The 25,443-nt window shown below is 76.9% G+C and carries 26 protein-coding genes; 11 read left to right on the top strand and 15 right to left on the bottom strand.

Going from position 1 to position 25,443, the window contains the following annotated elements; genetic code table 11:
* The first annotated feature begins 70 nt into the window (after nucleotides 1–70).
* Nucleotides 71–1,054: an ERCC4 domain-containing protein gene (locus tag WDZ17_RS09745; protein WP_422631936.1), complete on the top strand. Its 984-nt coding sequence runs from the start codon at nucleotides 71–73 to the stop codon at nucleotides 1,052–1,054.
* Nucleotides 1,055–1,073: 19 nt separating this feature from the next.
* Here the strand turns inward: WDZ17_RS09745 and WDZ17_RS09740 are convergent, their stop codons facing one another.
* The 5 genes from WDZ17_RS09740 to WDZ17_RS09720 form a co-directional block, all read right to left on the bottom strand.
* Entirely contained in the window at nucleotides 1,074–2,099 is a 1,026-nt protein-coding gene (locus WDZ17_RS09740) for a LacI family DNA-binding transcriptional regulator (RefSeq protein WP_339574956.1), read from the bottom strand.
* 290 nt (nucleotides 2,100–2,389) lie between these two features.
* The gene (arfA, locus tag WDZ17_RS09735) at nucleotides 2,390–3,934 is read right to left on the bottom strand and encodes an arabinosylfuranosidase ArfA (RefSeq protein ID WP_339574955.1); all 1,545 of its coding nucleotides are present in this window, start codon (nucleotides 3,932–3,934) and stop codon (nucleotides 2,390–2,392) included.
* Nucleotides 3,935–4,000: 66 nt separating this feature from the next.
* On the bottom strand, nucleotides 4,001–4,924 hold the full coding sequence (locus WDZ17_RS09730) for a carbohydrate ABC transporter permease (RefSeq protein ID WP_339574954.1): 924 nt from the start codon (nucleotides 4,922–4,924) through the stop codon (nucleotides 4,001–4,003).
* Entirely contained in the window at nucleotides 4,924–5,886 is a 963-nt protein-coding gene (locus tag WDZ17_RS09725; RefSeq protein WP_339574953.1) for a carbohydrate ABC transporter permease, read from the bottom strand. Before WDZ17_RS09725 ends, WDZ17_RS09730 begins: the two co-directional genes overlap by 1 nt.
* Nucleotides 5,883–7,241 (bottom strand): extracellular solute-binding protein, encoded by a 1,359-nt coding sequence (locus WDZ17_RS09720; protein ID WP_339574952.1) that lies wholly within the window; start codon nucleotides 7,239–7,241, stop codon nucleotides 5,883–5,885. Before WDZ17_RS09720 ends, WDZ17_RS09725 begins: the two co-directional genes overlap by 4 nt.
* Before the next feature lie 168 nt (nucleotides 7,242–7,409).
* Here WDZ17_RS09720 and WDZ17_RS09715 point away from each other — a divergent pair, with 168 nt between their 5' ends.
* The gene (locus WDZ17_RS09715; RefSeq protein ID WP_339574951.1) at nucleotides 7,410–8,429 is read left to right on the top strand and encodes a LacI family DNA-binding transcriptional regulator; all 1,020 of its coding nucleotides are present in this window, start codon (nucleotides 7,410–7,412) and stop codon (nucleotides 8,427–8,429) included.
* Between the two features lie 7 nt (nucleotides 8,430–8,436).
* Here the strand turns inward: WDZ17_RS09715 and WDZ17_RS09710 are convergent, their stop codons facing one another.
* Nucleotides 8,437–8,985 carry an Lrp/AsnC family transcriptional regulator gene (locus tag WDZ17_RS09710; RefSeq protein WP_422631930.1) on the bottom strand — a complete coding sequence of 183 codons (549 nt, stop codon included), beginning with the start codon at nucleotides 8,983–8,985 and terminating at the stop codon, nucleotides 8,437–8,439.
* Between the two features lie 168 nt (nucleotides 8,986–9,153).
* Here WDZ17_RS09710 and ald point away from each other — a divergent pair, with 168 nt between their 5' ends.
* On the top strand, nucleotides 9,154–10,266 hold the full coding sequence (gene ald, locus WDZ17_RS09705) for an alanine dehydrogenase (protein WP_339574949.1): 1,113 nt from the start codon (nucleotides 9,154–9,156) through the stop codon (nucleotides 10,264–10,266).
* A 34-nt stretch (nucleotides 10,267–10,300) separates the two neighbouring features.
* Here ald and WDZ17_RS09700 read toward each other — a convergent pair whose 3' ends face one another.
* Nucleotides 10,301–10,819: a CBU_0592 family membrane protein gene (locus tag WDZ17_RS09700; protein WP_339574948.1), complete on the bottom strand. Its 519-nt coding sequence runs from the start codon at nucleotides 10,817–10,819 to the stop codon at nucleotides 10,301–10,303.
* A 71-nt stretch (nucleotides 10,820–10,890) separates the two neighbouring features.
* Between WDZ17_RS09700 and WDZ17_RS09695 the strand changes: the two genes are divergently transcribed.
* On the top strand, nucleotides 10,891–11,814 hold the full coding sequence (locus WDZ17_RS09695) for a LysR family transcriptional regulator (RefSeq protein ID WP_339574947.1): 924 nt from the start codon (nucleotides 10,891–10,893) through the stop codon (nucleotides 11,812–11,814).
* A gap of 51 nt (nucleotides 11,815–11,865) precedes the next feature.
* Here the strand turns inward: WDZ17_RS09695 and WDZ17_RS09690 are convergent, their stop codons facing one another.
* Complete coding sequence (locus tag WDZ17_RS09690; RefSeq protein WP_422631935.1) at nucleotides 11,866–12,600, bottom strand: YqjF family protein; 735 nt, start codon at nucleotides 12,598–12,600, stop codon at nucleotides 11,866–11,868.
* 174 nt (nucleotides 12,601–12,774) lie between these two features.
* On the bottom strand, nucleotides 12,775–13,305 hold the full coding sequence (locus tag WDZ17_RS09685; protein ID WP_339574945.1) for a hypothetical protein: 531 nt from the start codon (nucleotides 13,303–13,305) through the stop codon (nucleotides 12,775–12,777).
* A gap of 265 nt (nucleotides 13,306–13,570) precedes the next feature.
* On the opposite strand from WDZ17_RS09685, the gene aztD reads away from it, so the two are divergent.
* The 4 genes from aztD (at nucleotide 13,571) to WDZ17_RS09665 (ending at nucleotide 17,544) form a co-directional block, all read left to right on the top strand.
* Entirely contained in the window at nucleotides 13,571–14,797 is a 1,227-nt protein-coding gene (gene aztD / locus WDZ17_RS09680) for a zinc metallochaperone AztD (RefSeq protein ID WP_339574944.1), read from the top strand.
* Entirely contained in the window at nucleotides 14,794–15,672 is an 879-nt protein-coding gene (locus WDZ17_RS09675; protein WP_339574943.1) for a metal ABC transporter substrate-binding protein, read from the top strand. Before aztD ends, WDZ17_RS09675 begins: the two co-directional genes overlap by 4 nt.
* A 66-nt stretch (nucleotides 15,673–15,738) precedes the next feature.
* Nucleotides 15,739–17,004, top strand: coding sequence for a lycopene cyclase family protein (locus WDZ17_RS09670; protein ID WP_339574942.1), 1,266 nt, complete (start codon nucleotides 15,739–15,741; stop codon nucleotides 17,002–17,004).
* Between the two features lie 84 nt (nucleotides 17,005–17,088).
* Entirely contained in the window at nucleotides 17,089–17,544 is a 456-nt protein-coding gene (locus tag WDZ17_RS09665; protein WP_339574941.1) for an ATP-binding protein, read from the top strand.
* A gap of 19 nt (nucleotides 17,545–17,563) precedes the next feature.
* On the opposite strand, the gene WDZ17_RS09660 is transcribed toward WDZ17_RS09665, so the two are convergent.
* Nucleotides 17,564–18,742 carry a diacylglycerol/lipid kinase family protein gene (locus WDZ17_RS09660; protein WP_339574940.1) on the bottom strand — a complete coding sequence of 393 codons (1,179 nt, stop codon included), beginning with the start codon at nucleotides 18,740–18,742 and terminating at the stop codon, nucleotides 17,564–17,566.
* Nucleotides 18,743–18,865: 123 nt separating this feature from the next.
* Here WDZ17_RS09660 and serS point away from each other — a divergent pair, with 123 nt between their 5' ends.
* On the top strand, nucleotides 18,866–20,140 hold the full coding sequence (gene serS, locus WDZ17_RS09655) for a serine--tRNA ligase (protein ID WP_339574939.1): 1,275 nt from the start codon (nucleotides 18,866–18,868) through the stop codon (nucleotides 20,138–20,140).
* A gap of 128 nt (nucleotides 20,141–20,268) precedes the next feature.
* Nucleotides 20,269–20,799 (top strand): hypothetical protein, encoded by a 531-nt coding sequence (locus tag WDZ17_RS09650; RefSeq protein ID WP_339574938.1) that lies wholly within the window; start codon nucleotides 20,269–20,271, stop codon nucleotides 20,797–20,799.
* 11 nt (nucleotides 20,800–20,810) lie between these two features.
* On the opposite strand, the gene WDZ17_RS09645 is transcribed toward WDZ17_RS09650, so the two are convergent.
* The 4 genes from WDZ17_RS09645 to WDZ17_RS09630 form a co-directional block, all read right to left on the bottom strand.
* Nucleotides 20,811–21,104 (bottom strand): hypothetical protein, encoded by a 294-nt coding sequence (locus tag WDZ17_RS09645; protein ID WP_339574937.1) that lies wholly within the window; start codon nucleotides 21,102–21,104, stop codon nucleotides 20,811–20,813.
* A 94-nt stretch (nucleotides 21,105–21,198) separates the two neighbouring features.
* Nucleotides 21,199–22,038, bottom strand: coding sequence for a hypothetical protein (locus tag WDZ17_RS09640; RefSeq protein ID WP_339574936.1), 840 nt, complete (start codon nucleotides 22,036–22,038; stop codon nucleotides 21,199–21,201).
* Nucleotides 22,039–22,092: 54 nt separating this feature from the next.
* Nucleotides 22,093–22,773: a membrane protein YczE gene (yczE, locus tag WDZ17_RS09635; RefSeq protein ID WP_339574935.1), complete on the bottom strand. Its 681-nt coding sequence runs from the start codon at nucleotides 22,771–22,773 to the stop codon at nucleotides 22,093–22,095.
* Entirely contained in the window at nucleotides 22,770–23,345 is a 576-nt protein-coding gene (locus WDZ17_RS09630) for a TetR/AcrR family transcriptional regulator (protein ID WP_339574934.1), read from the bottom strand. Before WDZ17_RS09630 ends, yczE begins: the two co-directional genes overlap by 4 nt.
* Nucleotides 23,346–23,494: 149 nt before the next feature.
* On the opposite strand from WDZ17_RS09630, the gene WDZ17_RS09625 reads away from it, so the two are divergent.
* The gene (locus tag WDZ17_RS09625; protein WP_339574933.1) at nucleotides 23,495–24,658 is read left to right on the top strand and encodes an FUSC family protein; all 1,164 of its coding nucleotides are present in this window, start codon (nucleotides 23,495–23,497) and stop codon (nucleotides 24,656–24,658) included.
* A 28-nt stretch (nucleotides 24,659–24,686) separates the two neighbouring features.
* Here the strand turns inward: WDZ17_RS09625 and WDZ17_RS09620 are convergent.
* On the bottom strand, nucleotides 24,687–25,443 hold a 757-nt coding region (locus WDZ17_RS09620), incomplete at its 5' end, for an RNA polymerase subunit sigma-70 (RefSeq protein ID WP_339574932.1).

The following is a 25,443-nucleotide window of genomic DNA, read 5'->3' as shown; positions in this document are numbered from 1 at the left end:
GGGCCCCCACGTCCGCGGCGTCGTCGCCGTCGTCGTCGTCGGGGCGCCGCGGCGCCGTACGGTGCCCGGCGTGGAGCTCGTGGTCGCGACGAACCCCGACCCGGACAGCCGCCTGCCCTACCTGCTGCACGTCCCCGTCGGCGACGGCCTGGTCTTCGCGACGAAGGGCACGTGGCCGCGGACGGCCGGGCTGTACTGCCACCCGCTGCCCGCGGACGCCTGGCCCCCGCCGGACGAGGTCGACGTCGTCGAACGGGTCCCGCTGCGGGCGTGCACCCGGCGCGGCGCGGCGATCGACGTCGTGGCCGACCGCGGCCGGGAGAGCCGCTCGCAGATCGTGTTCACGCACGCCCGCGGGCGGCAGATGGTGTTCTGGCAGTCGCCGCGCACCCGCAAGCAGGCTCGGCCGGACGTACGGACGCCGACGGCGCGGGCCGCGGGGATCGCCGAGCTCGAGGTCGTCGTCGACGCCCACGAGCGCTACGCCTGGTCCTTTGCCGACCAGCCGGCCGTGCGCACCGTGCGGCGCGGCCTGGCGTGCGGGGACTACGCCGTCACCGCCGGCGGGCGCGTGGTCGCGGCCGTCGAGCGCAAGACCATGACCGATCTCGTCGGGAGCCTGACGAGCGGGCGGCTGCGGTACGCGCTGGGGGAGCTGTCCGCGCTGCCGCGCGCGGCGCTCGTCGTCGAGGAGTCCTACGCCAAGGTCTTCGCCCAGGACCACGTGCGACCCGCCGTCGTCGCCGACGGGTTGGCCGAGGTGCAGGTCGCCTTCCCGGGGGTGCCGGTGGTGTTCTGCGACACCCGCAAGATCGCGCAGGAATGGACCTACCGGTGGCTCGCCGCCGCCCTGTCCTTCGTCGAGCAGGAGGGCCTGGCCGCGACGACGACCGGCGTCGCCGACGCCGTGCCGGTGCCGGGGGCCGCCCCCGAGCCGTCGACGCGCGAGGTGCGCGCCTGGGCGCTGGCGCAGGGGATGGCGGTCTCCGACCGGGGACGCCTGCGGCCGGACGTCGTCGCCGCCTGGCGCGCCGCCCACGGCGGCGGGTCCTGAGCCGGCCGGCCGGACCCCGTCAGGCCGGGGCGGTGCTGGCGCGGACGACGAGCTCGGGCGTGACGACGCGGTGGTCGGGACCTGCGGTCGTCCCTGCCACCCGCGCCAGGAGCAGCTCGACGGCGAGGCCGCCGACGCGGGCGAGGTCCTGGTGCACCGTCGTCAGCGGCGGCGAGTAGTAGCCGGACTCGGGGACGTCGTCGAAGCCGGTCACCGACATCCGCCCGGGCACGTCGACGCCGCGCTCGCGCAGCGCCCGCAGCAGGCCCAGGGCCAGCTGGTCGTTCGCCGCGACGACGGCCGTCACGGCGCCGTCGTCGGCGAGCGCCAGACCCGCCTCGTAGCCCTGCGCCGCCTCCCACCCCCCGGGCAGCACGGGGCCGGGCTCCAGCCCGGCGGCCCCGAGCGCGTCCGCCCACCCACGGCGGCGCTCGGTCGCCTCCCACCAGTCCGGCGGGCCGCCGACGTGGCGCACCTCCCGGTGCCCGAGCCCGAGCAGGTGCTCGGCGGCGGCGCGGGCGCCGGCGCGGTGGTCGACGTACGCCGACGGCAGGTCGGGGACGGGGCCGCCCGCTGCGCAGGCGGTCGGCAGGTCCGGAGGCAGGTGGTCGGCGAGGTCCGGGAGGTCGTGCACCGGGGCGGTGACGACGAGCCCGTCGACGCCCCGGTCGGCGAGCCGGGCGACGCCGGCGAGGACCCCGTCGCGTCCCTCGGCGTCGGACGTCGTCGACAGGATGGTCGCGTAGCCCGCCGCGTGCGCCGCGCGCTCGACCCCGTGCAGCGTGCTCGACGGGCCGAACAGCGGTGCGCCGGAGGCGACGACGCCGATCGTCAGCGTCCGTCGGGTGACGAGCGCCCGTGCCGTCCGGTTGCGCCGGTACCCGAGGTCGTCGATGGCGCGGCGGACGCGCTCGAGCGTCTCGGGGCGGACGCTGGGGTGCCCGTTGAGCACGCGCGAGACGGTCTGGTGCGACACGCCGGCGCGCCGGGCGACGTCCGTCATGACGGGCGCCCGCCCGGCCCGAGCGGGAGCGGGCTCGGTCACCGCGGCATCGTGCCAGCGGGCTCGACGCCCGTCGACGCGGTCGGCGGTGGTGCGGGTGCGAGGCCCACCTGCCGACGCCGTCGCCGACGTCGGCAGGTGGGCCCCTTCTCTCGACGTCGTCGCCGACTTCGGGCGCGTGGGGCCTCGCGTCCCGACGTCGGCGACGACTTCGGGTGGGTGGGGCCTCGTGTCCCGACGTCGGCGACGACGTCGGGGAAGGGCGGGCGACGGACGGGGGGAGGCGAGCGTCGGGAGGGGCCCCCCGGCCCGGGGCGCGGCGAGGGCCGGGCTCAGCCCCTCGGGCCGGCGAGCTGGACGACGGCCCAGGACAGCGGCGGCAGCGTCACCCGCGCGGTGGCGTCCTGGACGACGACGCCCTCGAGCGGGCGCATGCCCACGGCGTCCGGCGCGGCCTGCGTGTTCGTCGTGTGCCGGTCCTGGCCCTCGCCGGCGGCCAGGACGAGGGCCTCGGCCACGCGCATCTCGCCCACGAAGGCCCGCAGCGGCACCTCGACGTCGCCCGCCTCGTGCTCGGAGCGGTTGGCGAGGAACAGGCTGAGGACGCCGGACTCCTCGTCCCAGGTCGCCGCCGCGTCGACGAGGTCGACGTCGTCGAACCTCGCCGTGGAGACCTGGTCGCCGCGGGTGCGGACGTCGAGGATCGCCCCCGTCGCGCGGTGCCTCATCTGCTCGAAGGGGTGGGCGATCGTCTGCTTCCACGCCGGCCCGCCCTCCTCGCTGCGCAGCAGGCCGATGACGTTGACGAGCTGCGCCTGCGCGCCGACCGTGACCCGGTCTCCGTGCCGCAGCAGCGAGTTGAGCAGCGTGCCGACGACGACGGCGTCCGTCACCGAGTACTCGTCCTCGATGACGCGGGGCGCGACGTCCCACGCGGTGCGGGCGTTGGCGCGGTCGCTGTCCCGCCACGGCGTCTGGTACCAGACGTTCCACTCGTCGAAGCTGATGCCGACGTGCTTGCGGTGCCGCCCGCGGGCGCGCACGGCGTCGGCGGTGGCGACGACCTCCTCGATGAAGGCGTCCATGTCCTTCGCCGACGCGAGGAAGTCCCCGACGGTGTCCTCGCCGGTCTGCGCCTCCTCGTAGTAGGCGTGGGCCGAGATCATGTCGACGTCCTCGTAGGTCTCCTCGAGGACGACGCGCTCCCACTCGCCGAAGGTCGCCATGCCGCGCCCGGAGCTGCCGCAGGCGACGAGCTCGACCGACGGGTCGACCGTCCGCATCGCCCGCGCGGTCTCGGCGGCCAGGCGGGCGTACTCGTGCGCCGTCTTGTGGCCCGTCTGCCACGGGCCGTCCATCTCGTTGCCGAGGCACCACAGCGTGATGCCGTACGGGTCCTGCCGGCCGTGGGAGCGACGCAGGTCCGACAGCCGCGTGCCGGAGGGGTGGTTGGCGTACTCGAGGAGGTCGCAGGCCTCCTGCATCCCGCGGGTGCCGAGGTTGACCGCCATCATCACCTCGGTGCCGGCCTTCTGCGCCCAGGTCGCGAACTCGTCGAGGCCGAACTGGTTGGTCTCGACCGTCCGCCAGGCCCGGTCGAGCCGGCGCGGCCGCTCCTCGCGGGGGCCGACGCCGTCCTCCCAGTCGTAGCCGGAGACGAAGTTGCCGCCCGGGTACCGCACGACCGTGGGGCCGACCTGGCGCACGAGCTCCAGCACGTCCCCCCGCAGCCCGTCCTCGTCCGCGGTCGGGTGGTCGGGCTCGAAGATGCCGGTGTAGATGCAGCGCCCCATGTGCTCCGCGAAGGAGCCGAAGAGCCGGCGGGGTACCGGCCCGACGGTGAACTCGGGGTCGATGGTCAGGCGTGCGTGGGGCACGGAGGTCCTTCCGGTGGGGGTGCTGGTCGGGTCGGGGTGCAGCGGGGAGCGCGGCGGCCGGCGGGCTCAGGTGCCACCGAGGCCGGTCGTGGCGACGCCGCGCACGATCTGCCGCTGGAAGAGCATGAAGATGATGATGAGCGGGAGCCCGGCGAGCAGCGCCGATGCCATCACCTGCGCGTACTGGATGCCGAAGCTGGAGCGCACCTGCACGAGGCCGACCGGCAGCGTCATGAGGTCCGGGTCGCTGATGATGATGAAGGGCCACAGGAAGTTGTTCCAGGCCCCGATGAAGACGAAGATCCCGACCGCCGCGACGATGGACCGCGACAGCGGCATGACCACCTGCCAGAAGATCCGGAAGGCGCTGGCGCCGTCGACCCGGGCCGCCTCCTCGAGCTCGGGGGGGATGCCGTCGAAGAACTTCTTGAGGATGAACACCATGGCGGGCACCACGAGCTGCGGGAGGATGATCCCGGCGTAGGTGTCCGCCAGTCCCATGGCCGTGACCTGCTGGTACAGCGGCACGACGAGGATCTGCGGCGGCACCATGATGCCCGCGATCGTCAGCGCGAACAGGACGTTGCGGCCGCGGAACCGGGTGCGGGAGAAGCCGTACGCCGCGGTGGTCGACAGCGCCAGGGTCAGGACGGTGACGACGACCGTCACGATCGTGCTGTTGGCGAACCAGGTGAGGATGTTGTCGTTGCTCAGCACCCGCGTGTAGGCCTCGGCGGTGAAGCCGGCGTCCGGCACCACCTCCAGCGGCACGGTGGTCGTGTCCGCCTCCGCCTTGAACGAGGTGAGCAGCGCCCACAGCAGCGGGGTCAGCCACAGGGCGGCGAGGACGGTGAGGGCCGTGGCGACGGCCGTCCTGCTGACGAGCGACGCGCGCTGGGCGCGGGGCACCTCGCCATGCACCCGTCGGCGACGGGCGGGCTCGCGGCCGGTGCGGGCGACGTCCACCCCGGCGGTCGTGGCGGCGGCCATCAGGCCCTCCTCCTGCTGCTGATCCAGGCCTGGGCCAGGGAGACGACGATGATGAGGGCGAAGAACATGTAGGAGATGGCGGAGGCGTAGCCCAGCCGGTAGTTCACGAACCCGGTGTCGTAGACGTACTGGAGGATCGGGGCCGCCGAGCCGCCGGGGCCGCCGCTGCCGACGTAGAGGATGTAGGCCTGGTCGAAGAGCTTCAGCGAGGCGAGCACCTGCAGGGTCAGCACCAGCCCCGTCGTCACCTTGAGCAGCGGCAGGGTGATCGACAGCAGCCGCCGCCACCCGCCGGCCCCGTCGATGGCCGCCGCCTCGTAGACGGTCTGGGGGATCGCCTGCAGGGCGGCGAGGTAGAGCAGGAAGTTGAACCCGACCGTCCACCAGACGGTGAGGATGACGACGGACCACAGGCCGACGGCCGGGTCGGACAGCCACCCGACGGCAGGGAGCCCGAGCCGCCCGAGCAGGCCGTTGAGCAGCCCGAAGTCGCCCTGGAACAGCCACTGCCAGATGAGGGTCACGGTGGCGACGGGCAGCAGGAAGGGCGCGAAGTAGGCGAAGCGCCAGAACCACTGGCCGCGCGTGCCGGTGTGCACGAGCAGCGCCATGACGAGCGAGACGGCGACGAGCGGCACCGTGCTGAGCACGGTGAACAGCAGCGTGATGCCGAGGGTGCGCCAGACCTCGCCGTCGCCGAGGAGCCGGACGTAGTTGTCCAGCCCGACGAAGCTCGAGCTCTCGCCGACGAGGCTCGTGTCGAAGAAGCTGAGGAAGAGCCCGTAGACGATGGGGACGAGCGTGAAGAGGGCGTAGACGACGACGAAGGGCAGCACGAACCAGAACCCGCCCCGGATGGAGGTCAGGGAAGACCTCGTGCGGCGACGGCCGGGGGCGTCGCCGTCGACCTCCGCTGCCGGCGCCGGGACGGTGGTCTGCGCCGCGCTCCCGACGGCGCTCACAGGGGGCTCCCGAGGGCCAGCTGGTCGTCCATCCAGCCGATGAGGTCGTCGGCGCCCTGCTCCGGCGTCAGCACGCCCGTGCCCACGCCCTGCAGCGACTGGCCGGCACGGGACATGAACGTCGAGCCCGACCCGGCGAAGTAGACGGCCGGGTCGAACGCCGCCACGTCGGCGGCGCCGCGGTAGTTGGACTGCGGGTCGAGCGCCAGGTACTCGGGGCTCTCGGCCACGGAGGACAGCGCCGGGATGTGCCCGCCCTGCGCCCAGACCAGGCTGTTCTTCAGCAGGGAGACCGCCATGTCGTAGGCGACCCCGCGGACCGCCGGGTCGGTGCTCGCCTGCGTCGGCAGCACGAGGCTGTGGCTGTCCGCCCGGCAGTAGGGCGTGTCGCCGAAGAGGGCGGGGAACTGCGTCATCGAGAACGGGATGCCGGCGGTCTCGGCGGTGACGACCTCCCACGGCCCGATGAGCAGGAAGCCCGCCTGCTCGCTGGCGAAGGCGGCGGGCGCGCCGGCGCCGTCCTGCGTGCGGGAGGCGACGGTGCCGTCGCACATGGTGGCGATGAAGTCCATCGCGCCGACCATCGCGTCGCGGGTGACCTCGACCGGTCCGCCGTCGGGGAACGACATCTCGCCGCCGAGCTGCGTGAACAGCGACCAGAAGAGCATGAAGGAGGCCAGCGCGTCGTTCGTGCCGTAGGCGACGCCGTTGACGCCGGTCACCTCGGCGGCGCGCGCCCCGGCGTCGAGGAAGGCCTCGGCGCTGTCGAGCGGGGCCAGCGAGCCGTCCGGCGCGAGCAGCCCCGCCTCCTCGCAGATCCGGGTGTTGTAGAAGAGCACCAGCGGGTGGGTGTCGAGCGGCAGCGCCTTGAGCTCGCCGTCGAGGGTCACCCGCTCCAGCGCCGGCTCCGGGAACTGGTCGAGGGTGACGCCGCGCGCCTCGAGCTCCGCGAGGTCCCAGGAGTCCACGAGGTTGGGGCCGAAGGTCTCCAGCCGCGAGGCGTGCAGCGTCGCCAGGTCGGGCCCGCGACCGCCCTCCACGGCCATCGCGAGCTTCGTGTAGTACGGCGAGCCCCACTCCAGCGTCGTCGCGGTGACGTCGACGCGCGGGGCCTCGTCGCGGTAGGCGTCGATGAGCTCGACCATGCGGCCCCCGTCGCCGCCGGTGAAGAAGTTCCAGTAGGCGAGCGGCGTGCCGCCCCCGCCGGGCGCGACGCCGCCGCACCCCGCGAGCGACGCCGCGCCGAGGGCGCCGGCTCCGGCGGCGGCCCCGCGCAGGAGCGCGCGGCGGCTGAGGTCGTGCCCTGCGGGCAGCGGAGGTCGCGCGCGGCCGCGCGGGGGTCGGGTGCTCGCCATCGAGGCTCCCTCGGCTCATTACAACGATGTACTGGCGGGCAGACCTTGCAGGAGCGCTCCGAGCGGTGTCAAGGGCCCGTGGCGTGACGGACGTCACGGCCGGGCGCCGCCGCTCCCGCCCCCGGCGGCCGCGGACGGGTGGGCGGGGCGTCCGGCATGATCCGCGGCATGGCGACGCGGCGACCCACGGTGCGCGACGTCGCGCTGGCCGCGGGGGTCTCGCCGAAGACGGTGTCGAACGTCGTGGGCGGCTACGCGCACGTGCGCCCCGGCACGCGCGAGCGTGTGCTAAAGCAGGTCGAGGCGCTCGGCTACCGGCCGCAGGCGGCCGGTCGGCACCTGCGCCAGGGCCGCACGGGCGTCGTCGCGCTGGCCGTCCCCGCGATCGACATGCCCTACTTCGGGGACCTGGCGAGCCGGCTGGTGCGGGCGGCGCGCTCGCACGGGCTGACCGTGGTCGTCGAGCAGACCGACGGCGACGTCGAGCGCGAGCGCGAGGTGGCCGCGGGCCTGCCCCTGCGCTTCGCCGACGGGCTCGTGCTCTCCCCGCTGGAGATGTCGGCGGCCGAGCTGGTCGCCGTCCCCGACATGCCGACCGTCCTCGTCGGCGAGCACGCCGCGGGGGTCCCCGTCGACCGCGTGGGCATCGACAGCGTCGCCGTCGCCGCGCTCGGCGCCGGGCACCTCCTCGCGCGGGGGCGCCGGCGCGTCGCGCTGCTCGGGGTCAAGCCGGTGCTGCACGACACCGCCGCCCAACGGCTGCAGGGCTACCGCGCGGCGCTGACCGGCGCGGGTCTCGCGCCGGACGACGGCCTGCTGCTGCGCGTGCCCGACTGGACGCGCGAGGACGGCGCCGCCGCCGGCGCCGCCCTCGCCGACGACCTGCGCGCCGGGCGCGCCGACGTCGACGGCGTCCTCGCGATGAACGACGTCCTCGCGCTCGGGCTGCTGCAGGGGCTGCGCGGGGCCGGCGTCCGCGTCCCCGAGGACGTCGCGGTGGTCGGCGTCGACGACGTCGCCGAGAGCGCCTACAGCGCACCGAGCCTCACGACGGTCGCGATCGACCGCGCCAGCGTCGCCCGCGACGCCCTCGAGCTCCTCGTCTCGCGGCTGGCCGACCCCGACCTGCCGCCGCGCGAGCGCGTCGCACCCCACCACCTCGTCGTGCGGGAGAGCTCCGGCGCCTGAGCGCGCCCTAGCGGGGCGTCCCCGGCGGGGGCGCGGCGCCGAGACCGAGCAGGTCGGTGCCCGGTCGGTGCTCGAAGACGAGCGACGTCTCGGTGTGCTGCACGAGCGGGTGGCTCGACAGGTGCTCGAGCACGAGCTCGCGCAGCGCGTCCGAGGACGGGGCGAGCAGGTGCACGAGGTAGTCGTCGCGACCGGCGAGGAAGAAGACGTCGACGACCCCGGGGAGCGACGACAGCCGCGCCACGAAGGCCTGCATGTCGGCGGCGTCGTGCGTCCCGAGCCGGACGGAGACGAGGGCCCGCAGACCCAGGCCGACGCGCGCCGGGTCCACCTGCGCGCGGGCGCCCACGAGGACGCCGCGCTCGCGCAGGGCGGCCGTCCGCGCGAGCGCCGTCGACGGGGCGACGCCGACGGCGCGGGCGACGGCGTTGTTCGGGGTCCGGGCGTCGGCGAGCAGGTGGCGCACCACCTCGGCGTCGACGTCGTCGAGGTGGTCCCGAACCGCGTTCGCCACCGGGCCGCCTCGTCGTCGGTCGGCCGAACGTCCTTCGGTCATGCCGCGTCTCCTGATGACTTCGAACGGCCGAGCGGCCGGACGGCGAACATGGTGCCACCATGAGCCCCAGCGGTCACTGCCGACCGCGACGCCGCCCGGGGCACCCGGGCACGAGGCCCGGGTGCGGGCCCCCGGCCCCGGAGCCGGGCACGAGGAGGGGAGCGGGCCGTGCAGGTAGGGGTCCCCCGCGAGGTCAAGAACCGTGAGCAGCGCGTCGCCCTGACGCCGAGCGGCGCCCACGAGCTCGTCGGCCGCGGGCACGAGGTGCTCGTCGAGGCCGGCGCGGGCGAGGGCTCGTCCGTCCCGGACGACGCCTACGCAGAGGCGGGCGCCCGGGTGGTGCCGACCGCCGCCGACGCCTGGGGCGCCGAGCTCGTGCTCAAGGTCAAGGAGCCGGTGCCGTCCGAGCACCGGTTCCTGCGCGAGGACCTGCTGCTCTTCGCCTACCTGCACCTGGCCGCCGACCGGCCGCTGACGGAGGCCCTCGTCGCGAGCCGGGCGACGTCCGTCGCCTACGAGACCGTGCAGCTGCCCGACCGGTCGCTGCCGCTGCTGGCGCCGATGAGCGAGGTCGCGGGCCGGCTGGCGCCGCAGGTCGGCGCGTACACCCTGATGAGCAGCCAGGGCGGGCGCGGCGTCCTCATGGGCGGGGTCCCCGGCGTGCGCCCCGCCGACGTCGTCGTGATCGGCGGCGGGGTCTCGGGGGCGGCGGCGGCCCGGGTCGCCGTCGGCATAGGCGCGGAGGTGACGCTGCTCGACCGCGACATCACTAAGCTCCGGCACCTCGACGAGCTCTACGCCGGCCGGCTGCGCACCGTCGCCTCCAACCCGCTCGAGCTGGAGCGGGCGGTGCTGTCCGCGGACCTCGTCGTCGGCGCCGTGCTGGTGCCGGGCGCCCGGGCGCCCAAGCTCGTCACCGACGACCTCGTCGCCCGGATGCGCCCCGGCAGCGTCCTCGTCGACATCGCGGTCGACCAGGGCGGCTGCTTCGAGGGCACCCGGGCCACCACGCACGACGACCCCACGTTCGCGGTGCACGGCAGCGTCTTCTACTGCGTCGCCAACATGCCGGGCGCGGTGCCGCACACGTCCACCTACGCGCTGACGAACGTCACGCTCCCGTACGTCGTCGAGCTCGCTGACGCCGGGTGGCAGGACGCGATGCGCCGCGACGCCGCCCTCGCCGGCGGCCTGACGACGCACGCGGGGTCCGTCGCGAACGCCGGTGTCGCGCAGGCGCACGACCTCCCGCTGCTGCCGCTGGAGGACGCCCTCTCCTGAGCGCGTCAGGGCCGGTCCGGACGGGCCCGTCGCCTCAGCGCAGCGGGCGACCGGAGGCGTCGAGGACGGGGAGCGGGGCGGTCGCCGGCCACGAGGCGGCGGGCTCGTCCGCGGCGTCCGCGGAGTCGTGGTCGTCCTCCGGCGCCGGGGTGGGGGCGTCGGCGAGCTGCCCGGCCGCGACGTCCCAGTCCTCGGCCCAGCCGTCGGCCCGGTTGCCGGCGCCGTCGTGGTCGACCGTCCCGGCCGGCTGCGTCGGGACGGCGCCGGCGGGGAGCTCCTCGACCGGGCCCCGCGGCCCGCGGCGGGCGGCGCGGGTGCGCAGCAGGGTGAGGAGGCCGATGCCGATCCACGCGGCGTTGACGCCGACGGAGGCCCAGGCCGCGAGGAGGACGCCGTTGGCGAGCATGAGGGCGGCGCCGAGGGTGTTGACCGCCTGCGCCGCGGGGGAGGAGGCGGCGAGGCGGCCGGTGCTGGTGAGGCCGTAGCCGACGAGGACGAGGAGCCCGCCGAGGTAGCCGGCGAGGGTGAGCGCGAGGTGCAGGTGCTGTGCCACCCGAGAAGTGTCGGCACGGACGGCCTTCAACGGAAATCACTGGTGGTCGACCTGTGATGAAGTAGCGCTTCATGAGCCTCGACCCGCGCCGGCTGCTCGTCCTGCGCGCCGTGCGCCGCGCCGGCGGCGTCCTCCCGGCCGCCCGGGCGCTGCGGCTCACGCCCTCCGCCGTGTCCCAGGCCGTCACCCGTCTGGAGCAGGAGGCGGGGGTCGCGCTCGTCGACCGGTCCCGTCGTGGGGGTGGGCGGAGCCTCGAGCTGACCAGCGCCGGGCACGCGCTCGCCGACCGCGCCGAGGAGGTCGCCGACGCCCTCGCGGCCGCGGAGCGCGAGACCGCCGCCCACCGCGGGGGCGCCTCGGGGCCCGTGCGCGTCGGGGGCTTCGCGACGGTGCTGCGCCGGCTCGTGGCCCCGGCGGTCGGCGCCCTCGCGCTCGCGGGCTCCGGGGTCGTCCCCGAGGTGGTCGAGGTCGACGAGACGTCCGGGCTCCGCGCGCTGCGGGCCGGGCGCCTCGACCTCCTGCTCGTCGAGCGCGCGCTCGGCGACGACCCCCCGCAGCGACCCGGGCTCGCCGTCGAGGACCTCATGCACGACGCCTACCGCGTCGTCGTCCCGGCGGCGTGGCAGCCGCCCGACGAGCTCGCTGAGCTCCTCGGACGACCGTGGGTCGCCTCGCCCGAGGGGCAGGCCGGCCGGGTCGTGCTCGGCCGCCTCGCGGCCGCCGGGGGCCGCTCGCCGCACGTGCAGCACGTCTGCCTGGAGGCGTCGGCGATGCTCGCCCTGGTCGGCGCCGGCCTCGGTGCCGCCGTCGTCACCGAGCTGGCGCTCGCCTACCTGCCGCACCCCGGCGCCCGGGCGACGGCCGGCTCCATCGACGCCGGCGCGCGCGTCATCTCGGTCGTCCACCGTTCCGGCCGGGCCGACCCCTCGCCCGCGGCGGCGGCGATGCTCGACGCCCTGCGCGTCGAGGTGGCCCACGAGGTCGCCCCCGGCTGACCGCGGGCGACCGTCGGCGCCGGCCTCGCCGCCGAGGGGACGGCGGCCCCGTCAGCCGCGGCGCGGGCGCCGGGCGCTGCCCGGCAGGCCGAAGCGGACACCGACGCGCTCGGCGAAGGCCACGTGGTCCGGCGGCCGCTGCGCGAGGTCGCCGAAGCCGGCCGCACCGAGCAGCCCGTCGTCCAGCGCGAGGACCTCGGCGCGGCGCAGCGGCCACGCGCCGTGCTCGTTGGGGACGTACCAGGTCCGGCGCAGGTACGCCGTGTGCAGCCCCCACCGGGCGGTGAGGAAGGCGGCCAGCCCGGCGTCCGGCGCGTCGTCCGCGATCGGCTCCCCGACGCGGACGGCGACCCGGCTGCTGAGCCCGCGCGGGCCCGGCCAGCGGGTGCGCGCCGTCCACGCGAGCTCGCGGGCGCCGTCGCGCACGCGCTCGGCCCCGCGCATCCGCGCCCAGCGGTAGGGCAACGAGAAGGCGGCGCGGGCGCCCAGGACGACGGCGAGCCGGCTGGCGTCGAGGCTGCAGAACACGACGCCGCGGCGTCCCGTCGCGTCCACCGAGTAGAGGCGGACGTTCGTCTCCCAGAAGGTGCCGAGCCACGGCACCGCCGGGCCGTTCCCGAGGCCCGCCCCGACCATCCGGAACGGCACGAGGGCGACGTAGGTGCGGGCCCGGCCGTCGGCCCCGACGACGACGTCGGGGCGGACGCCCGGCGGCATCCAGGGCTGTACCCGCTCCGGCGGGACGGCCCAGTGCAGGAAGGCGAGGTCGACCCACGCCTGGCCCATGAGCACGGGGCCGCGCAGCGCGGGGGCCCGCGCGGAGACGGGCTCGACGCCCGGGTCGTCCTGCGGCGGCTGCACCCGCGGACGGTAGGCGCGCGCCCTCCCGCGCCCGCGGCCGGGGCGGCTGCGGGTGCGGACGGGTGGGGGACGGGGCCGGGCCGCGGCCGGCGGCAGGGCTCAGGACGCGCGGGCCGCCGCGCCCCGGCCGGGGCCGGTGACGGCGACGACGCGCGGGGACAGCTCGGCGGGCACGCGCACCGAGCCGGAGGCGATCCAGGCGGCGACGACGCCGACGTCGTGCGCGCCCATCCCGCCGAACCAGACGAGGTCGGTCGGCGCGCCGCCGCAGCAGGCGCACGGCGAGACGCCGACCTGCGCGCCCGTGGCGCCCGCCGGGACGGCGTCCAGCCGCACGAGGACGCCGCCCGGGGTGCCCCGGACCACCCGGGCGAGACGGTGCAGCACGCCGACCTCGTCCGGGGCGACGACGACCCAGCGCAGGGGGACGTCGGCGAGCGCCGCCGTCCCGGCCGGGCCCGGTGCTCCGGTGCTCTGCGTCGTCGCGGGTCGCCGCGGGACCGGAGGGCCTGCTGCGGGCTCGGGGCAGGCGTGGGGGCGGCGATCGTCCATGGCGATGACCGTAGTTGATAACCGTTCCCACTTGCTACTACGGTCGCCCGCCATGACCACCACGACTACGACCACCACCGGGACCACCACCGGGACCACCACCGCATCCACCACCGGGACCACGACCGGTCTCCGGACCACCTCCGTGCCCCGCCCGCCGTCGACCACCTCTCGACGTCTGAGTCGCTGCGGCGCAGCGGCTCTCGCACTCCCGCTCGTCGTCCTGGTCGGCTGCGGCACATCGGGCCCCGAGAGCGCCGGCTCCGGGAGCGCAGGACCTGGGGGCGCAGGGACGCCCTCACCGGCGACGAGCGCGTCGCCGACCACCGCCCCGGCCACCGAGGTGGCCACGGAGACGCCGCGCCTGGTCGTCACCCAGCAGGGCCACGGCGCGGTCGTCCTCGACGCGACCACGCTCGAGCCCGTCGGCGACCTCGAGCTCCCGGGGTACGCCCGCCTGAACGCCGCCGGGGACGGGCGCCACGTCCTCGTCTCCACGACCGGTGGCTTCGGGGTGCTGGACGCCGGCACCTGGGCCGAGCCGCACGGGGACCACCGCCACCACTGGACCTCGGACCCCGTGATGACGGACGTCGTCCACCCCGCCGAGGAGCCGGGGCACGTCGTCGTGCACGCGGGCCGGACCGCCCTGTTCGACGACGGCACCGGCGTCGCCACCGTCCTCGCCGCGGGCGCGGTCGCGGAGGAGGACCCGCAGGCCCGGGTCGTCGAGGCGCCCGCCGCCCACCACGGCGTCGCCGTGGAGATGTCGGACGGGCGCCTGGTGTCCACGGAGGGGACCGAGGACGCCCGCTCGACCGTCGTGCTGCGGGGGGCCGACGGCGAGGAGCTCGCCCGCACCGACGCGTGCCCGGGCGTGCACGGCGAGGCGACCGCCGCGCAGGAGCGGGCGGTCGTCGGCTGCGAGGACGGCGTGGTGGTCGTCGACGGCGGCACGCTCACCAAGGTCCAGGCACCCGACGCCTACGGCCGCGTCGGCAACCAGGCCGGCAGCGAGGCCTCGACCGTCGTCCTCGGCGACTACAAGCGGGTCCCCGAGCCCGAGGTGCCCGAGGCCACGCGGACGATCTCCCTGACCGACACGGCCACGGCGCAGATGCGGCTCGTCGACCTGCCCTCCTCCTACACGTTCCGGTCGCTCGGCCGCGGCGAGGAGGGCGAGGCGCTCGTCCTCGGCACGGACGGCGCCCTGCACGTCGTCGACCCGACCTCGGGCGAGCTGCGGCGCTCGGTCCCGGTGGTCGAGCCGTGGACGGAGCCGCAGGAGTGGCAGGAGCCGCGCCCGGCCCTGCGCGTGCACGAGGGCACCGCCTACGTGAGCGAGCCCGCCACCCGGCAGGTGCACGCCGTCGACGTCGAGACCGGCGAGGTCTTCGCGTCGGTGACCCTCGACGAGGTGCCGGACGAGATGGCCGTCGCCACGGGCGCGGTGACGCAGGAGGCCGCCGAGCCCGAGGGCGAGGACGGCCACGCCCCCGCGGGTGACGGGCACGAGCACGAGGACGGGCACGGGCACGAGGACGGGGCCGTCGGGGAGTCCTCCCGATGAGAGACCTGCTGCGACGACGGGCGGCCCCCGCCGTCCTGGCGCTGGCGGTCACGGCGCCGGCCGGGTGCGGGGACGGGACGTCCTCGGCCGCGGTCGCCGACGACGGGCGCCTCGACGTCGTGGCCTCGCCGCCGGCCGTGCTCGAGGTGGTCGAGCGCGTGGGCGGCGAGGGCGTGGACGCGACGGGGGTGACGCCCCCGGGGGCGGACGCGCACGCCGCCGAGCTGACCGGTGACCGGGTCGCCCGGGTGGTGGACGCCGACCTCGCCGTGCACGTGCGGGCCCTGTCGCCGTCCGTGGACGAGGCCGTCGCCCTGCGGGAGGGCCCGTCCGTCGACGTCCTGGAGGTCGAGGGCGCCCGGGCGGAGGACCCGCACGTCTGGCTCGACCCGGTGCTCCTCGCCGAGGCGGCGGACGCCGTGGCGGCGGGTCTCGCCGAGGCCGACCCCGCGGGCGCGGACGGCTACGAGCGCCGGGCCGACGAGCTCGTCGGCGAGCTGGAGGCGCTCGACGAGGACCTGGCGGCGCGGCTGGCGCCGTGCCGGGGGGCCGTGCTCGTGACCGCGCACCAGGCCTTCGGGTACCTCGCCGACCGGTACGGGCTCGAGCAGGTCGCCCTCACCGGCGTCGACCCGCACGTGGAGCCGACGCCCGCCCGGCTGCGGGACGTCACCGAGCAGGTGCGCGAGGCCGGGGTGCGCACGGTCTTCTTCGACGAGGTCACCAGCACGGGGGTCGCGCAGACGCTGGCCGACGAGGCGGGCGTCGCCACGTCCGTCCTCTCCCCGCTGGAGGCGTCGGTCGAGCCGGACTACCTCACGGCCATGCGCGCGAACGGCGACGCGCTGGCGCGGGGCCTCGTCTGCGCGGGATGACGAGGCCGGCGCTCGCGGACCGCGCCCGTCGACGCGGCGCCGTCGGCGAGGGACCAGGATGACGCCGTGGCGGCGGAGCGGGTCGACGTGGCGCTCGTCGGCGCCGGGGGCGCCGGGCTCGTCACGCTGCACCACCTGGCCCTGCGGCTGCTGGCGGGCGCCCCCCGGGCCGCCGCGCTGCGCGTCGCGCTCGTCGACGACGTCGAGCGCCTCGCTCCCGGCCCGGACGGCTCCCGGCCACGGGACCGCACGTGGTGCTTCTGGGAGGCGGCGTGCGCGCCGGCCCCGGCGCTGGCGCGCAGCTGGGCCTCGGTCCGGGTGATGGCGCACGGCGTCGACCTCGCCCTCGACGTCGCCCCCCTGCGCTACCGCATGCTGCGGGGCGAGGACCTCTACGCGCTCGTCGACGACCGCGTCCGCGCCGCGCAGCACGCCGGCCGCCTGGAGGTGGTGCGCCGCCCCGCGGCGTCGAGGGTCGAGGACGGCCCGCACCGCGCGCTCGTGCGGACCCCGGCGGGTGACCTCGACGCGGCCTGGGTCCTCGACAGCCGCCCGGCCCCGCCCCTGCGGCCGGCGAGGACCGCGCTGCTGCAGCACTTCCGCGGCGAGCTCGTCCGCACCGACCCGGCGGCGCCGCCACCGTTCGACCCGTCGCTGCCGGTGCTCATGGACGTGCGGACGCCGCAGCCGGACGTGGGCCTGTCCTTCGGGTACTGCCTGCCGCTGGACGGGCGGACGGCGCTCGTGGAGTACACGGAGTTCTCGCCGGCGGTGCTCGACGACGCCGGGTACGCCGCCGGCCTCGCCGCCTACCGCCGGCTGCTCGGGCTGCGCCCGGCGGGGCAGCGGGGCGGGGCCGGGGTCGACGTGGTCGGCGTCGACCACGTCGAGCAGGGCGTCATCCCCATGGCCGACGACGTCCGCTCGCCGGTGGCGGGGCGCCGCGTCCGGAGGCTCGGGACGGCCGGAGGGGCCACGCGGGCCTCGACCGGTTACACGTTCTCGGCGCTGCAGCGACAGGGGGCGGCGGTCGCCCGGGCGCTGCTCGCGGGCGAGGACCCCCTGCTGCCCCGGGCGTACCCGCGACGGCACCGCTGGATGGACGCCCTGCTCCTGCGCGGGCTCGCCTCGGGCGCGCTCGACGGCCCGGACTTCTTCGCGCGGCTCTTCGCGCGGAACCCGACGGACCGGGTGCTGCGCTTCCTCGACGGCAGCACCTCGGTCCGCGAGGAGCTGGCGCTCATGGCGAGTGCCCCGCGCGCGGCGATGACGCGGCTGGCGGTGCAGGACGCCGCGGTGCGGACCGCTCGGCGCCTCCGGCTCTCCGCCTGACGTCGCGCGGACGACGCCGTCGTCACGCTCGGTGCACTACCGTCGCTGGACGTAGTGATGCGTCGCCGCCGCCCAGGAGGTCCCGTGCCCGTCCTCGCGCTGGACGACGACGCCGCCGAGGTGCCGCGGGCCCGGCACTGGGTGCTGAGCCGCTGCGCCGAGCAGGGCGTCGACGAGGACGTCCTCGACGTCCTCGAGCTCGTCACGAGCGAGCTCGTGGCGAACGCCTACCAGCACGGCCGTCCGCCGGTCCGGGTCGCGGTGGAGCGCACGTCCCTCCCCGCGCCGACCGCGACCGGGCGGGCCGACGCCCTGGTCCTGGAGGTGAGCGACGCCGGGGCCGGGGCACCCGTCGTCCGGGACGCCGACGCCGACGCGCTGGGCGGCCGCGGGCTGGCCCTCGTCGAGAGGCTGTCCACGGCCTGGGGCGTCCGCGCCCAGGGCCCGGACCCGTCCACGGGGTCGGGCACGGGCACGGGCACGGGCACGGGCACGGGCACGGGCACGGGCAAGACCGTCTGGTGCCGCCTGGCGACCTGACGGTCGGCGGGCTCGGGCGTCAGCGCCCCCGCAGCGCGTCCGCGAGCCGCTCGGCGCGGCGGGGCACGCGGCCCCCGGGCACCCGGATGACGAGCACGCCGGGGTCCACCCGCATCCGCAGCTCGCGCACCTCGCCGATCACGTCGCCGTCCATCTGCGCCTGCTGCGGCTCGTCGCAGCGCATGACGACCTCCTGGACGCGGCGCTCGGAGATCTGCTGGTCCTCGCGGCGGCGGCGCAGGAGGAGGTTGATCCCGACGCGCAGCCAGTCCAGCAGGCCGTTCGGGGAGAGCGTGAGGACGTCGAGGTGGCCGTCGTCGACCTCGGCGTCCGGGATGAGGACGATGCCGCCGATGAGCGTGCCGCAGTTGCCGACGACGGCCATGCGCACCCGGCTGCCCACGGGCGGCTCCCCGTCGACGGAGATGGACACGGGGATGCTGCGGCCCTTGAGGCGGCGCAGCCCCGAGACGACGTAGGCGAGCGGCCCGACGCGGTCCTTGATGGCGGCCGGGGCCCCGGCCATCATCTCGGCGTCGAAGCCGAGGCCGGCCATGACGAGGAACACCTTCTCCTCGCCGCCGTCGATGCGGACCCGGCCGACGTCGACCCGCTTGTCCTTGCCGCCCAGCACGTCCCGCGTCGCCGCCGCGACGTCCCCGAGCTCCATCTTGAGCTGGCGGGCGAACAGGTTGCCCGTGCCCCCCGGCAGCAGGCCCATCGGCACGCCGGTGCCGGCCAGGCCCGCCCCGACGGCGCGCACGGTGCCGTCGCCGCCGAGGACCATGACGACCTCGGGGTCGCCCTCGGCGGCGCGGCGCGCCTGGCCGACCCCCGGGTCCTCCTCGCTCGTCTCGACCCAGCGGGGCGGCGGCCAGCCCTGCTCGGAGAGCGTCCGCTCCACGGCCCGGCGGGCGGGGGACCCCTCGGGGTACTTGACCGGCTGGACGACGACGACGACCCGCGGCGCCGCGGACGCCAGCTCGCCGGGGACGTGCCGGTAGTCCTCGTCGGGACGGCGCACCCCGACGCCGGCGTCCCGGCGGACCACCGGGATGGGCGGCCGTCCCTTCGGCCTCGCCAGGAGGGTCACGACCAGGATCACCACGAGCAGCGCGAGACCGACGAGACCCAGCTCGGCGCTGTCGAGCGGGAGCCGGCCCGTCCCGTGGTCGACGGGGGCGACGGCGGAGATCATGGCTGGACGGTAGTGGTGGCGGCCCCGCTCGGCAGTCGCGGAGTCCCGCCCGGGCGCGCCGGGCCGCCCACCGGGGTCCTCACGGCCCGGGCGGGGGCGCCCGTCGCCGGTAGCCTCCGCGGCGTGATCGACCTGCGCGCCCTCCGCGACTCGCCCGACGCCGTCCGCGCGAGCCAGAGGCTGCGGGGCGAGGACGAGGGCGTCGTCGACGCCGTCCTGGCCGCCGACGGGCGTCGCCGCACCGCGTTGTCGGGCTTCGAGGCCGCCCGGGCCGAGCAGAAGGCGCACGGCAAGCGGGTGGCGCAGGCCCGGGGCGAGGAGAAGCAGGCGCTCGTCACCGGGGCCAAGGACCTGTCGGCGCGCGTCAAGGCCCTGCAGGCCGAGGCCGCCGACGCCGAGGCCGAGGTGGACCGGCTGCTCGGTGGCATCCCCAACCTCGTCGCGGACGGCGTCCCGCCCGGGGGCGAGGACGACTTCGTCCTCCTCGAGGAGGTCGGGCGCCCGCGAGACCTCGCGGCGGAGGGGGTCGAGCCCAAGGACCACCTGGAGCTGGGCGAGCTCCTCGGGGCGATCGACATGGGCCGCGGGGCCAAGGTCTCGGGGGCGCGCTTCTCGTTCCTCACCGGGGCCGGCGCGCGCCTGGAGCTGGGTCTCATGCAGTACGCGATGAGCCGTGCGGTCGCCTGGGGCTTCGTCCCCGTCGTGCCGCCGACGCTCGTGACGCCGCAGATGATGGGCGGCACCGGCTTCCTCGGGGCCCACGCCGAGGAGGTGTACAAGCTCGAGGCGGACGACCTGTACCTCGTCGGCACCTCGGAGGTCCCGCTGGCCGGCCTGCACGCGGACGAGATCCTCGACCTGTCGGCCGGACCGCGGCGCTACGCCGGGTGGTCGACGTGCTACCGCCGCGAGGCGGGCAGCCACGGCAAGGACACCCGCGGCATCATCCGGGTGCACCAGTTCACCAAGGTCGAGATGTTCAGCTACGTCCACGCGGACGACGCCGCGGCCGAGCACCAGCGGCTGCTGGCCTGGGAGCGGGAGGTCCTCGACGCCGTCGAGGTGCCCTACCGCGTCATCGACGTCGCGGCCGGCGACCTCGGCACGAGCGCGGCGCGCAAGTACGACTGCGAGGCGTGGGTGCCGACGCAGGGCCGCTACCGCGAGCTGACGTCGACGTCGTCGTGCACGACCTTCCAGGCGCGGCGCCTCGGCATCCGCGAGCGCACGGCCGACGGCTCGACGACGCCGGTCGCGACCCTCAACGGCACGCTGGCGACGACCCGCTGGCTCGTCGCGATCCTGGAGAACCACCAGCAGGCCGACGGCTCCGTCGTCGTCCCCGCCGCGCTGCGCCCCTTCGTCGGCCTCGACGTGCTCGAGCCCGTGCGGCGCTGAGCGCGCCCCGCCCGGGATGTCGGCCCCCGGGGCCACCATGGGCCCGAGCCGGCACGGAGGGCGGTCCGGGACGGAGAGCGGTCCGGGACGGAGAGCGGTCCGGCCCGGAGAGCGGCGGGGGGTGCGGCGTGGGGCAGGGGTCCCTGGCGCTCGTCGGCGCCGTCATCACGGCGGCGGCGGCGGTCGTCGGCGTCGTCGTGGCGCAGCTGGCGACGGCGCGGCGCGAGCGGCACCAGCGGGCCTACGCCCGGGAGCGGGAGGCCCTGCTCGACGTCCAGGACGCCGCGCTCGTCGTCCGCTCGGCGCTGCGGGCCACCGGCGGGGCGATCGAGGCCGCGGCCCTCGCCGCGACGCCCTCGAGCCACGTCGTGCTGAGGACGCCCGGCGACGCCGAGGCCGTGCAGGCCGAGGCGGACGGGCGCCTCGACGTCCGGCTCGCCCGGGTCGCGACGACGGACGTGGTGGCGGCGGTCCGCGCGTGGCAGCGCAGCGCCCGGTACGCCTTCCTCGGCGACGAGGACGTGACCACGCGGGACGAACAGCAGGCGTGGTCGGCCATGAACCTCGCCGTCGCGCGGGCGCTGGACGACCGGAGCCCCCGGGAGCGCCGGCGGGGACGGACGGCGACGAGCGCCGACGGGGCGGTACCGCAGGGCTGAGAGCGCCGCGGTCAGGCGGTCGCCGGCGTCCCGGCGTCCTCGACCAGTCGCGGGCGGGCGCCGAGGCGGTCCGCCGCCTCGCGCAGGTGCGCACGGAAGGCCTCGGGCGCGGCCTCGACGCGGAGCTCGGCGGCGCCGGCGCCCAGCACACGGCCGACGACCTGGGCCGCGAACGAGGGGCTGCCGGTCACGAGGTGGCGGCAGTCCAGGACGACGACCGCGCCGGCGAGGTCGCCGTCGAGGAGGTCCACGAGGGCGTCGGCCATGCGACGGCCGGCCACCATGCTGGGCAGCTCGATGATCACCGCAGGACCTCCCGCCGTCCGCGCCGCGCGCCCCGGCCTGGTGGCCGCTCCGAGGACCGGGCCCCGTGCCCGGTGCGCGCCCGCGACGTCGTGATCACGGTACGCGCTCCGCGGGCGGGACGCCGCGGACGCCGACGACCGCCTCGACGAGCGTGCCCGCGAAGGGCGAGCGCAGGGCGCTGTCGGCGCGCACCAGGCGCGCCCCGGGGCGGCCCGAGGAGGAACGCACGGCCGCCGTCCCCGACGCGAGGAACAGCGAGCCGCGCAGGCGTCCGACCTCCTGCGCCACGGTGACGAGGCCCATGCCGCGCGTGGGGTCGTCGAGACGGCTCGTGCCGTCGAGGGCCAGGTGCAGCGCGTGCCGCGACCCCCGGGCGCCGCGGACGGCGAGCGTGCGGCGCAGCCCGAGGCCGCCGTCGGCGACGGCGAACCGGACGCACCCGGCGGCGGGCAGCACCTGCGCCGCGACGTAGCCCTCCGCCCGGGCGTGGTCGGCCACGTTGGCCGCGAGCTCGGCCACCCCCGTGAAGAGCGCCTCCGCCGCCACGGGGTCGCCCGTGGCCGTCCGGGCGTGGACGAGGCGGGCGAGGGCGACGGCGTCGGCCTCGGAGACGACGCGGCGCACCTCCAGCAGGTCCTGGGTGCGCTCCAGCTCCGGGACGACGTCGACGAGGTCGTGCGCGACGCCGAGGTCGTCGAGCACCCGCCCGAGGTGCATCCGGGCGGCGTAGCGCCGCTGCTCCGGCTGCGACGGGCCGACGACGCGCAGCCGGGTGCCCGCACCTGCGTGCCGCGCGGCGACGGCGGCCACGCCGACGAGGTGCGCCGGGTCCACCCAGCGGCAGCCGGACAGGTCGACGACGTGGCCCCGCCCGTCCCGAACGCACGCGAGGTGGCCCATCGCGGGGGGACGCAGGGGTGACCGCGTCGCCATCCGCACCCCCTCCTCCGGCGACCGCGGCCGGTCGGTCGCTGCCGGTCGCCCGGCTCAGCCGGACGGTAGGCGCCGCCACCGACGGCGCCGCCCCGGCGGGCGGCCGGGCGCGGCACCGGGGGGCGGGTCGAGGGCGAGCCGCGGCAGCGCCAGACCGACGAGGGGGCCGATGGAGAGGGCGAAGACGACCGTGCCCAGGCCGACCGACCCGCCGAGCGACCACCCCACGGCGAGGACGGTGAGCTCGATGCCGGCGCGGGCGAGCGGCAGCGGCACCCCGCGGCGGGCGAGCCCCGTCATGATCCCGTCCCGGGGTCCCGGCCCCCAGCCGGCGCCCACGTAGAGCCCCGTCCCCGCGGCGACGAGCAGGACGGCCCCGACGAGCATCCCGCCGCGCAGCGCGAGGGGCTCCACGGGTGGCAGCACGAGGAGCCCGAGGTCCAGGACGGGGCCCACGACGACGGCGTTGGCCAGCGTCCCGGCGCCCGGTCGCTCCCGCAGCGGGAACCACAGCAGCAGCAGCACGAACGAGGTCACGAGCGTCAGCTGCCCGAGCGTCAGGCCCGTGACCCGGCGGAGGCCGTCGCTCAGCACCGTCCACGGGTCGAGCCCGAGGTCGGCGCGGACCAGCACGGCCAGCCCGAGGGCGAAGAGCACGAGGCCCAGCAGGAGCCGGGCGGCCCGCGGCACCGGCCGGTCCAGGCGGTCGCGCAGGCCCACGCGCAGGGCCCTCACGGCGTCACCCGCGCGGCGGCGACGACGAGCGAGGCCGCCGCCCGGGCGTCCTCCAGCGCGTCGACCGCGGCGCCGGGGCCCTCGACGAGCACCCGACCCGCGACACCGTCCACGAGCAGAGCCACCTGCGACCCGACGACGGCAGGGTCGGCGAGGCCTGCCTGCTCCGCCAGGCGGGTGGCGACCTCGCGCACCCAGCGCTTCTCGGCCCGGACCACGGCACGCGCCGTCTCGTCCTCCGGTGCCACCAGCTCGGCCGCGGCGTTGAGGAAGGCGCAACCGCGGCGCTCGTCCGCCGCGTACCACCCCGCGAGCCAGTCGAGGAGGGCGACGGGGCCGTCCCCCGCCGGCCGGGAGCGCAGCCAGGCCTCGAGCTCGGCCCGGCGGTCGTGCCACCGCGCCTCGAGCACCCCGGCCACGAGGTCCCGCTTGGACGGGAAGTGGGCGTAGAGGGTCGGCTTCGAGACGCCCGAGGCCCGCACGACCGCGTCCACGCCCGTCGCCGTGATGCCCCGGGTGAAGAAGAGGTCGGCGCCCGCCCGCAGGAGCCGCTCGCGCGTCGTCGTCGTCACGCGGCCATACTGACCGATCAGTAAGAGATGCACCAGGCCTCACCGGCGACACGTCCGGTCGTCGGCACCGGCTGACCGCGGGGCCGCCCCCCGCGGGCCCGGACCTCCCCGGACGGGCCGGGTGCCGTCGTCGCTGCCAGCCTGGGGTCGTGGACGTCCGGGGGCAGGCACGCAGGGCCGGCGAGACGCTCCGCCGGCCCCGCCACGTCGCCCGTGAGCTGGGGATCGGCCGGTTCCCGCGGCTCGAGATGGCGGTCAAGGCCGCGCTGGCCGCGACGATCGCCTGGCAGGTCGCGCAGCTGCTCCCCGTGCCGGCGGCCGAGCAGTACCCCTACTACGCCCCGCTCGGGGCCGTCGTCGCCGCGTACCCGAGCGTCCGCAGCTCCGTCGGGGAGTCGGTGCGCAGCGTGCTCGGCGTCATCGCCGGTGCCGTGCTCGCCCTGGGTGCCGAGGCCCTGCTGCCGGCGCAGGGCGTCCTCGTGCCCGTCGTCGTCGGTGTCGGCGTGCTCGTCGCCGGTTTCCGCGTCTTCGGCGACCAGCGCAGCTGGGTGCCCATCGCGGCCCTCTTCGTCCTCGTGGTGGGGACGCAGGACCCGCTCGTCTACGTGACCGCGTACAGCGGGCTGACGCTCCTCGGAGCGGCGGTCTCCGTCCTCCTGACGATGCTCCTGCCGACCGTGCCGCTCTCGCAGAGCACCCGGGCGATGGTGCGGCTGGCCACGACGCTGGCCGACCAGCTCGACGACCTCGCCGACGGGCTCACCTCGGCCGACCCGCCGACGAGCTCGCAGTGGCGGGCGCGCTCGCAGGCGATCGACCCGGTGCTCGCGAGCGTGCGGGCGAGCGGGCTGGACGTCCGGCGCTCCCTGCGCGCGAACGCCCGGGCGCACCGCGAGCGCGGCGTCGTCGACCGCCAGCGGGGGGAGGCGCTGGTCCTCGACGCCGTCGCCACCCGCACGAGCGACCTCACCGACCTCCTCCTCGACGTCCACGTGCCCGGGCGCACCGAGCTCGACCTCGCCGAGCCGCTGCGCGAGCCGACGGCGCGGGCGCTGCGCGCCGCCGCCGCCGTCGTGCGGCCTCTCGCGCAGGAGAGCAGGCCGCGCCCGGACGAGGTGACGACGATGCGGCACGCCGTGCAGCACCTCTCGCAGGTGCTGGCCGAGCAGGACCTGCCCGGCGCCCGCTCGCGCGAGGCGGCCGGCGCCGTCGTCACCGGGCTGCGCCGGCTGCTCGGCGCCCTCGTCGGGGCGAGCGAGGACCAGCGTCGTCGCGAGCAGGAGGACGCGGACGCCCTGCGGCCCTCGACCTGACCGCGGCGGCGGCTCGACGCCGGGAGGCTCAGACGTCGAGCGTCTCCGGCACGTCGAAGAGCGCGGGCAGCCGCGGGTCCAGGAAGTTCGTGATCTCGACGACGCTGCCGTCGCGCACGCGCAGCAGGTGCAGCGCCCAGAAGCGCAGCCGCCCCGGCGCCGGCGTGGGCTTGTACTGGACGAGGGCGGGGGAGCCGTTGGCCGACGTCGGCAGCACCCGCGAGCCGCGGCAGGCGGCCCCCGGCCCGACGTGCCAGGCGACGACGTCCTGCGGCCCCCGCAGCCACAGCGCGTACGGCGGCATCGACTGCACGACGTCGGCGTGCAGCAGCCGGGCGAGGGCCTCCATGTCGTAGGCCTCGAAGGCGGCGACGTAGCGCTGCAGCAGCGCCGCGTGCTCCGGGTCGAGCGCGTCGAGCGGGCTGCCCGGGCGCGGCTGCCGCGCGGCGAGCGTCGCGCGGGCACGCTGCAGGGCGCTGTTCACCGAGGCGGTCGTCGAGCCCAGGAGGTCGGCGACCTCCTCGGCGCTCCACCGCAGCACCTCGCGCAGCACCAGGACGGCGCGCTGGCGCGGCGGCAGGTGCTGCAGCACGGCGACGAAGGCGAGGCGCACCGACTCGCGCGCGACGGCGACGTCGGCCGGGTCGCCGTCGGGGAGCACCCGCGCGTCCGGCGCCGGCGTCAGCCAGACCGCCTCCTCCAGCGGTGCGCCGAGCGAGGAGACGACCGGCTCGGACGGGCTCGCGGAGACGTCGACGGGCAGGGCCCGGCGCCGGGCCCCCGCC

This window comes from Pseudokineococcus basanitobsidens (genome assembly GCF_037482545.1).
Classification (GTDB): Bacteria; Actinomycetota; Actinomycetes; order Actinomycetales; family Quadrisphaeraceae; genus Pseudokineococcus; species Pseudokineococcus basanitobsidens.
This window is presented reverse-complemented; position numbering and strand designations above follow the sequence as displayed.

Bases quoted from the DNA above. Each gene is read 5' to 3' on its own strand.
- WDZ17_RS09730 (WP_339574954.1), bottom strand. From the start codon at position 4,924: ATGGCCGCCGCCACGACCGCCGGGGTGGACGTCGCCCGCACCGGCCGC.
- WDZ17_RS09720 (WP_339574952.1), bottom strand. From the start codon at position 7,241: ATGGCGAGCACCCGACCCCCGCGCGGCCGCGCGCGACCTCCGCTGCCC.
- WDZ17_RS09715 (WP_339574951.1), top strand. From the start codon at position 7,410: ATGGCGACGCGGCGACCCACGGTGCGCGACGTCGCGCTGGCCGCGGGG.
- WDZ17_RS09710 (WP_422631930.1), bottom strand. From the start codon at position 8,985: ATGACCGAAGGACGTTCGGCCGACCGACGACGAGGCGGCCCGGTGGCG.
- WDZ17_RS09695 (WP_339574947.1), top strand. From the start codon at position 10,891: ATGAGCCTCGACCCGCGCCGGCTGCTCGTCCTGCGCGCCGTGCGCCGC.
- WDZ17_RS09690 (WP_422631935.1), bottom strand. From the start codon at position 12,600: ATGGGCCAGGCGTGGGTCGACCTCGCCTTCCTGCACTGGGCCGTCCCG.
- WDZ17_RS09675 (WP_339574943.1), top strand. From the start codon at position 14,794: ATGAGAGACCTGCTGCGACGACGGGCGGCCCCCGCCGTCCTGGCGCTG.
- WDZ17_RS09660 (WP_339574940.1), bottom strand. From the start codon at position 18,742: ATGATCTCCGCCGTCGCCCCCGTCGACCACGGGACGGGCCGGCTCCCG.
- WDZ17_RS09640 (WP_339574936.1), bottom strand. From the start codon at position 22,038: ATGGCGACGCGGTCACCCCTGCGTCCCCCCGCGATGGGCCACCTCGCG.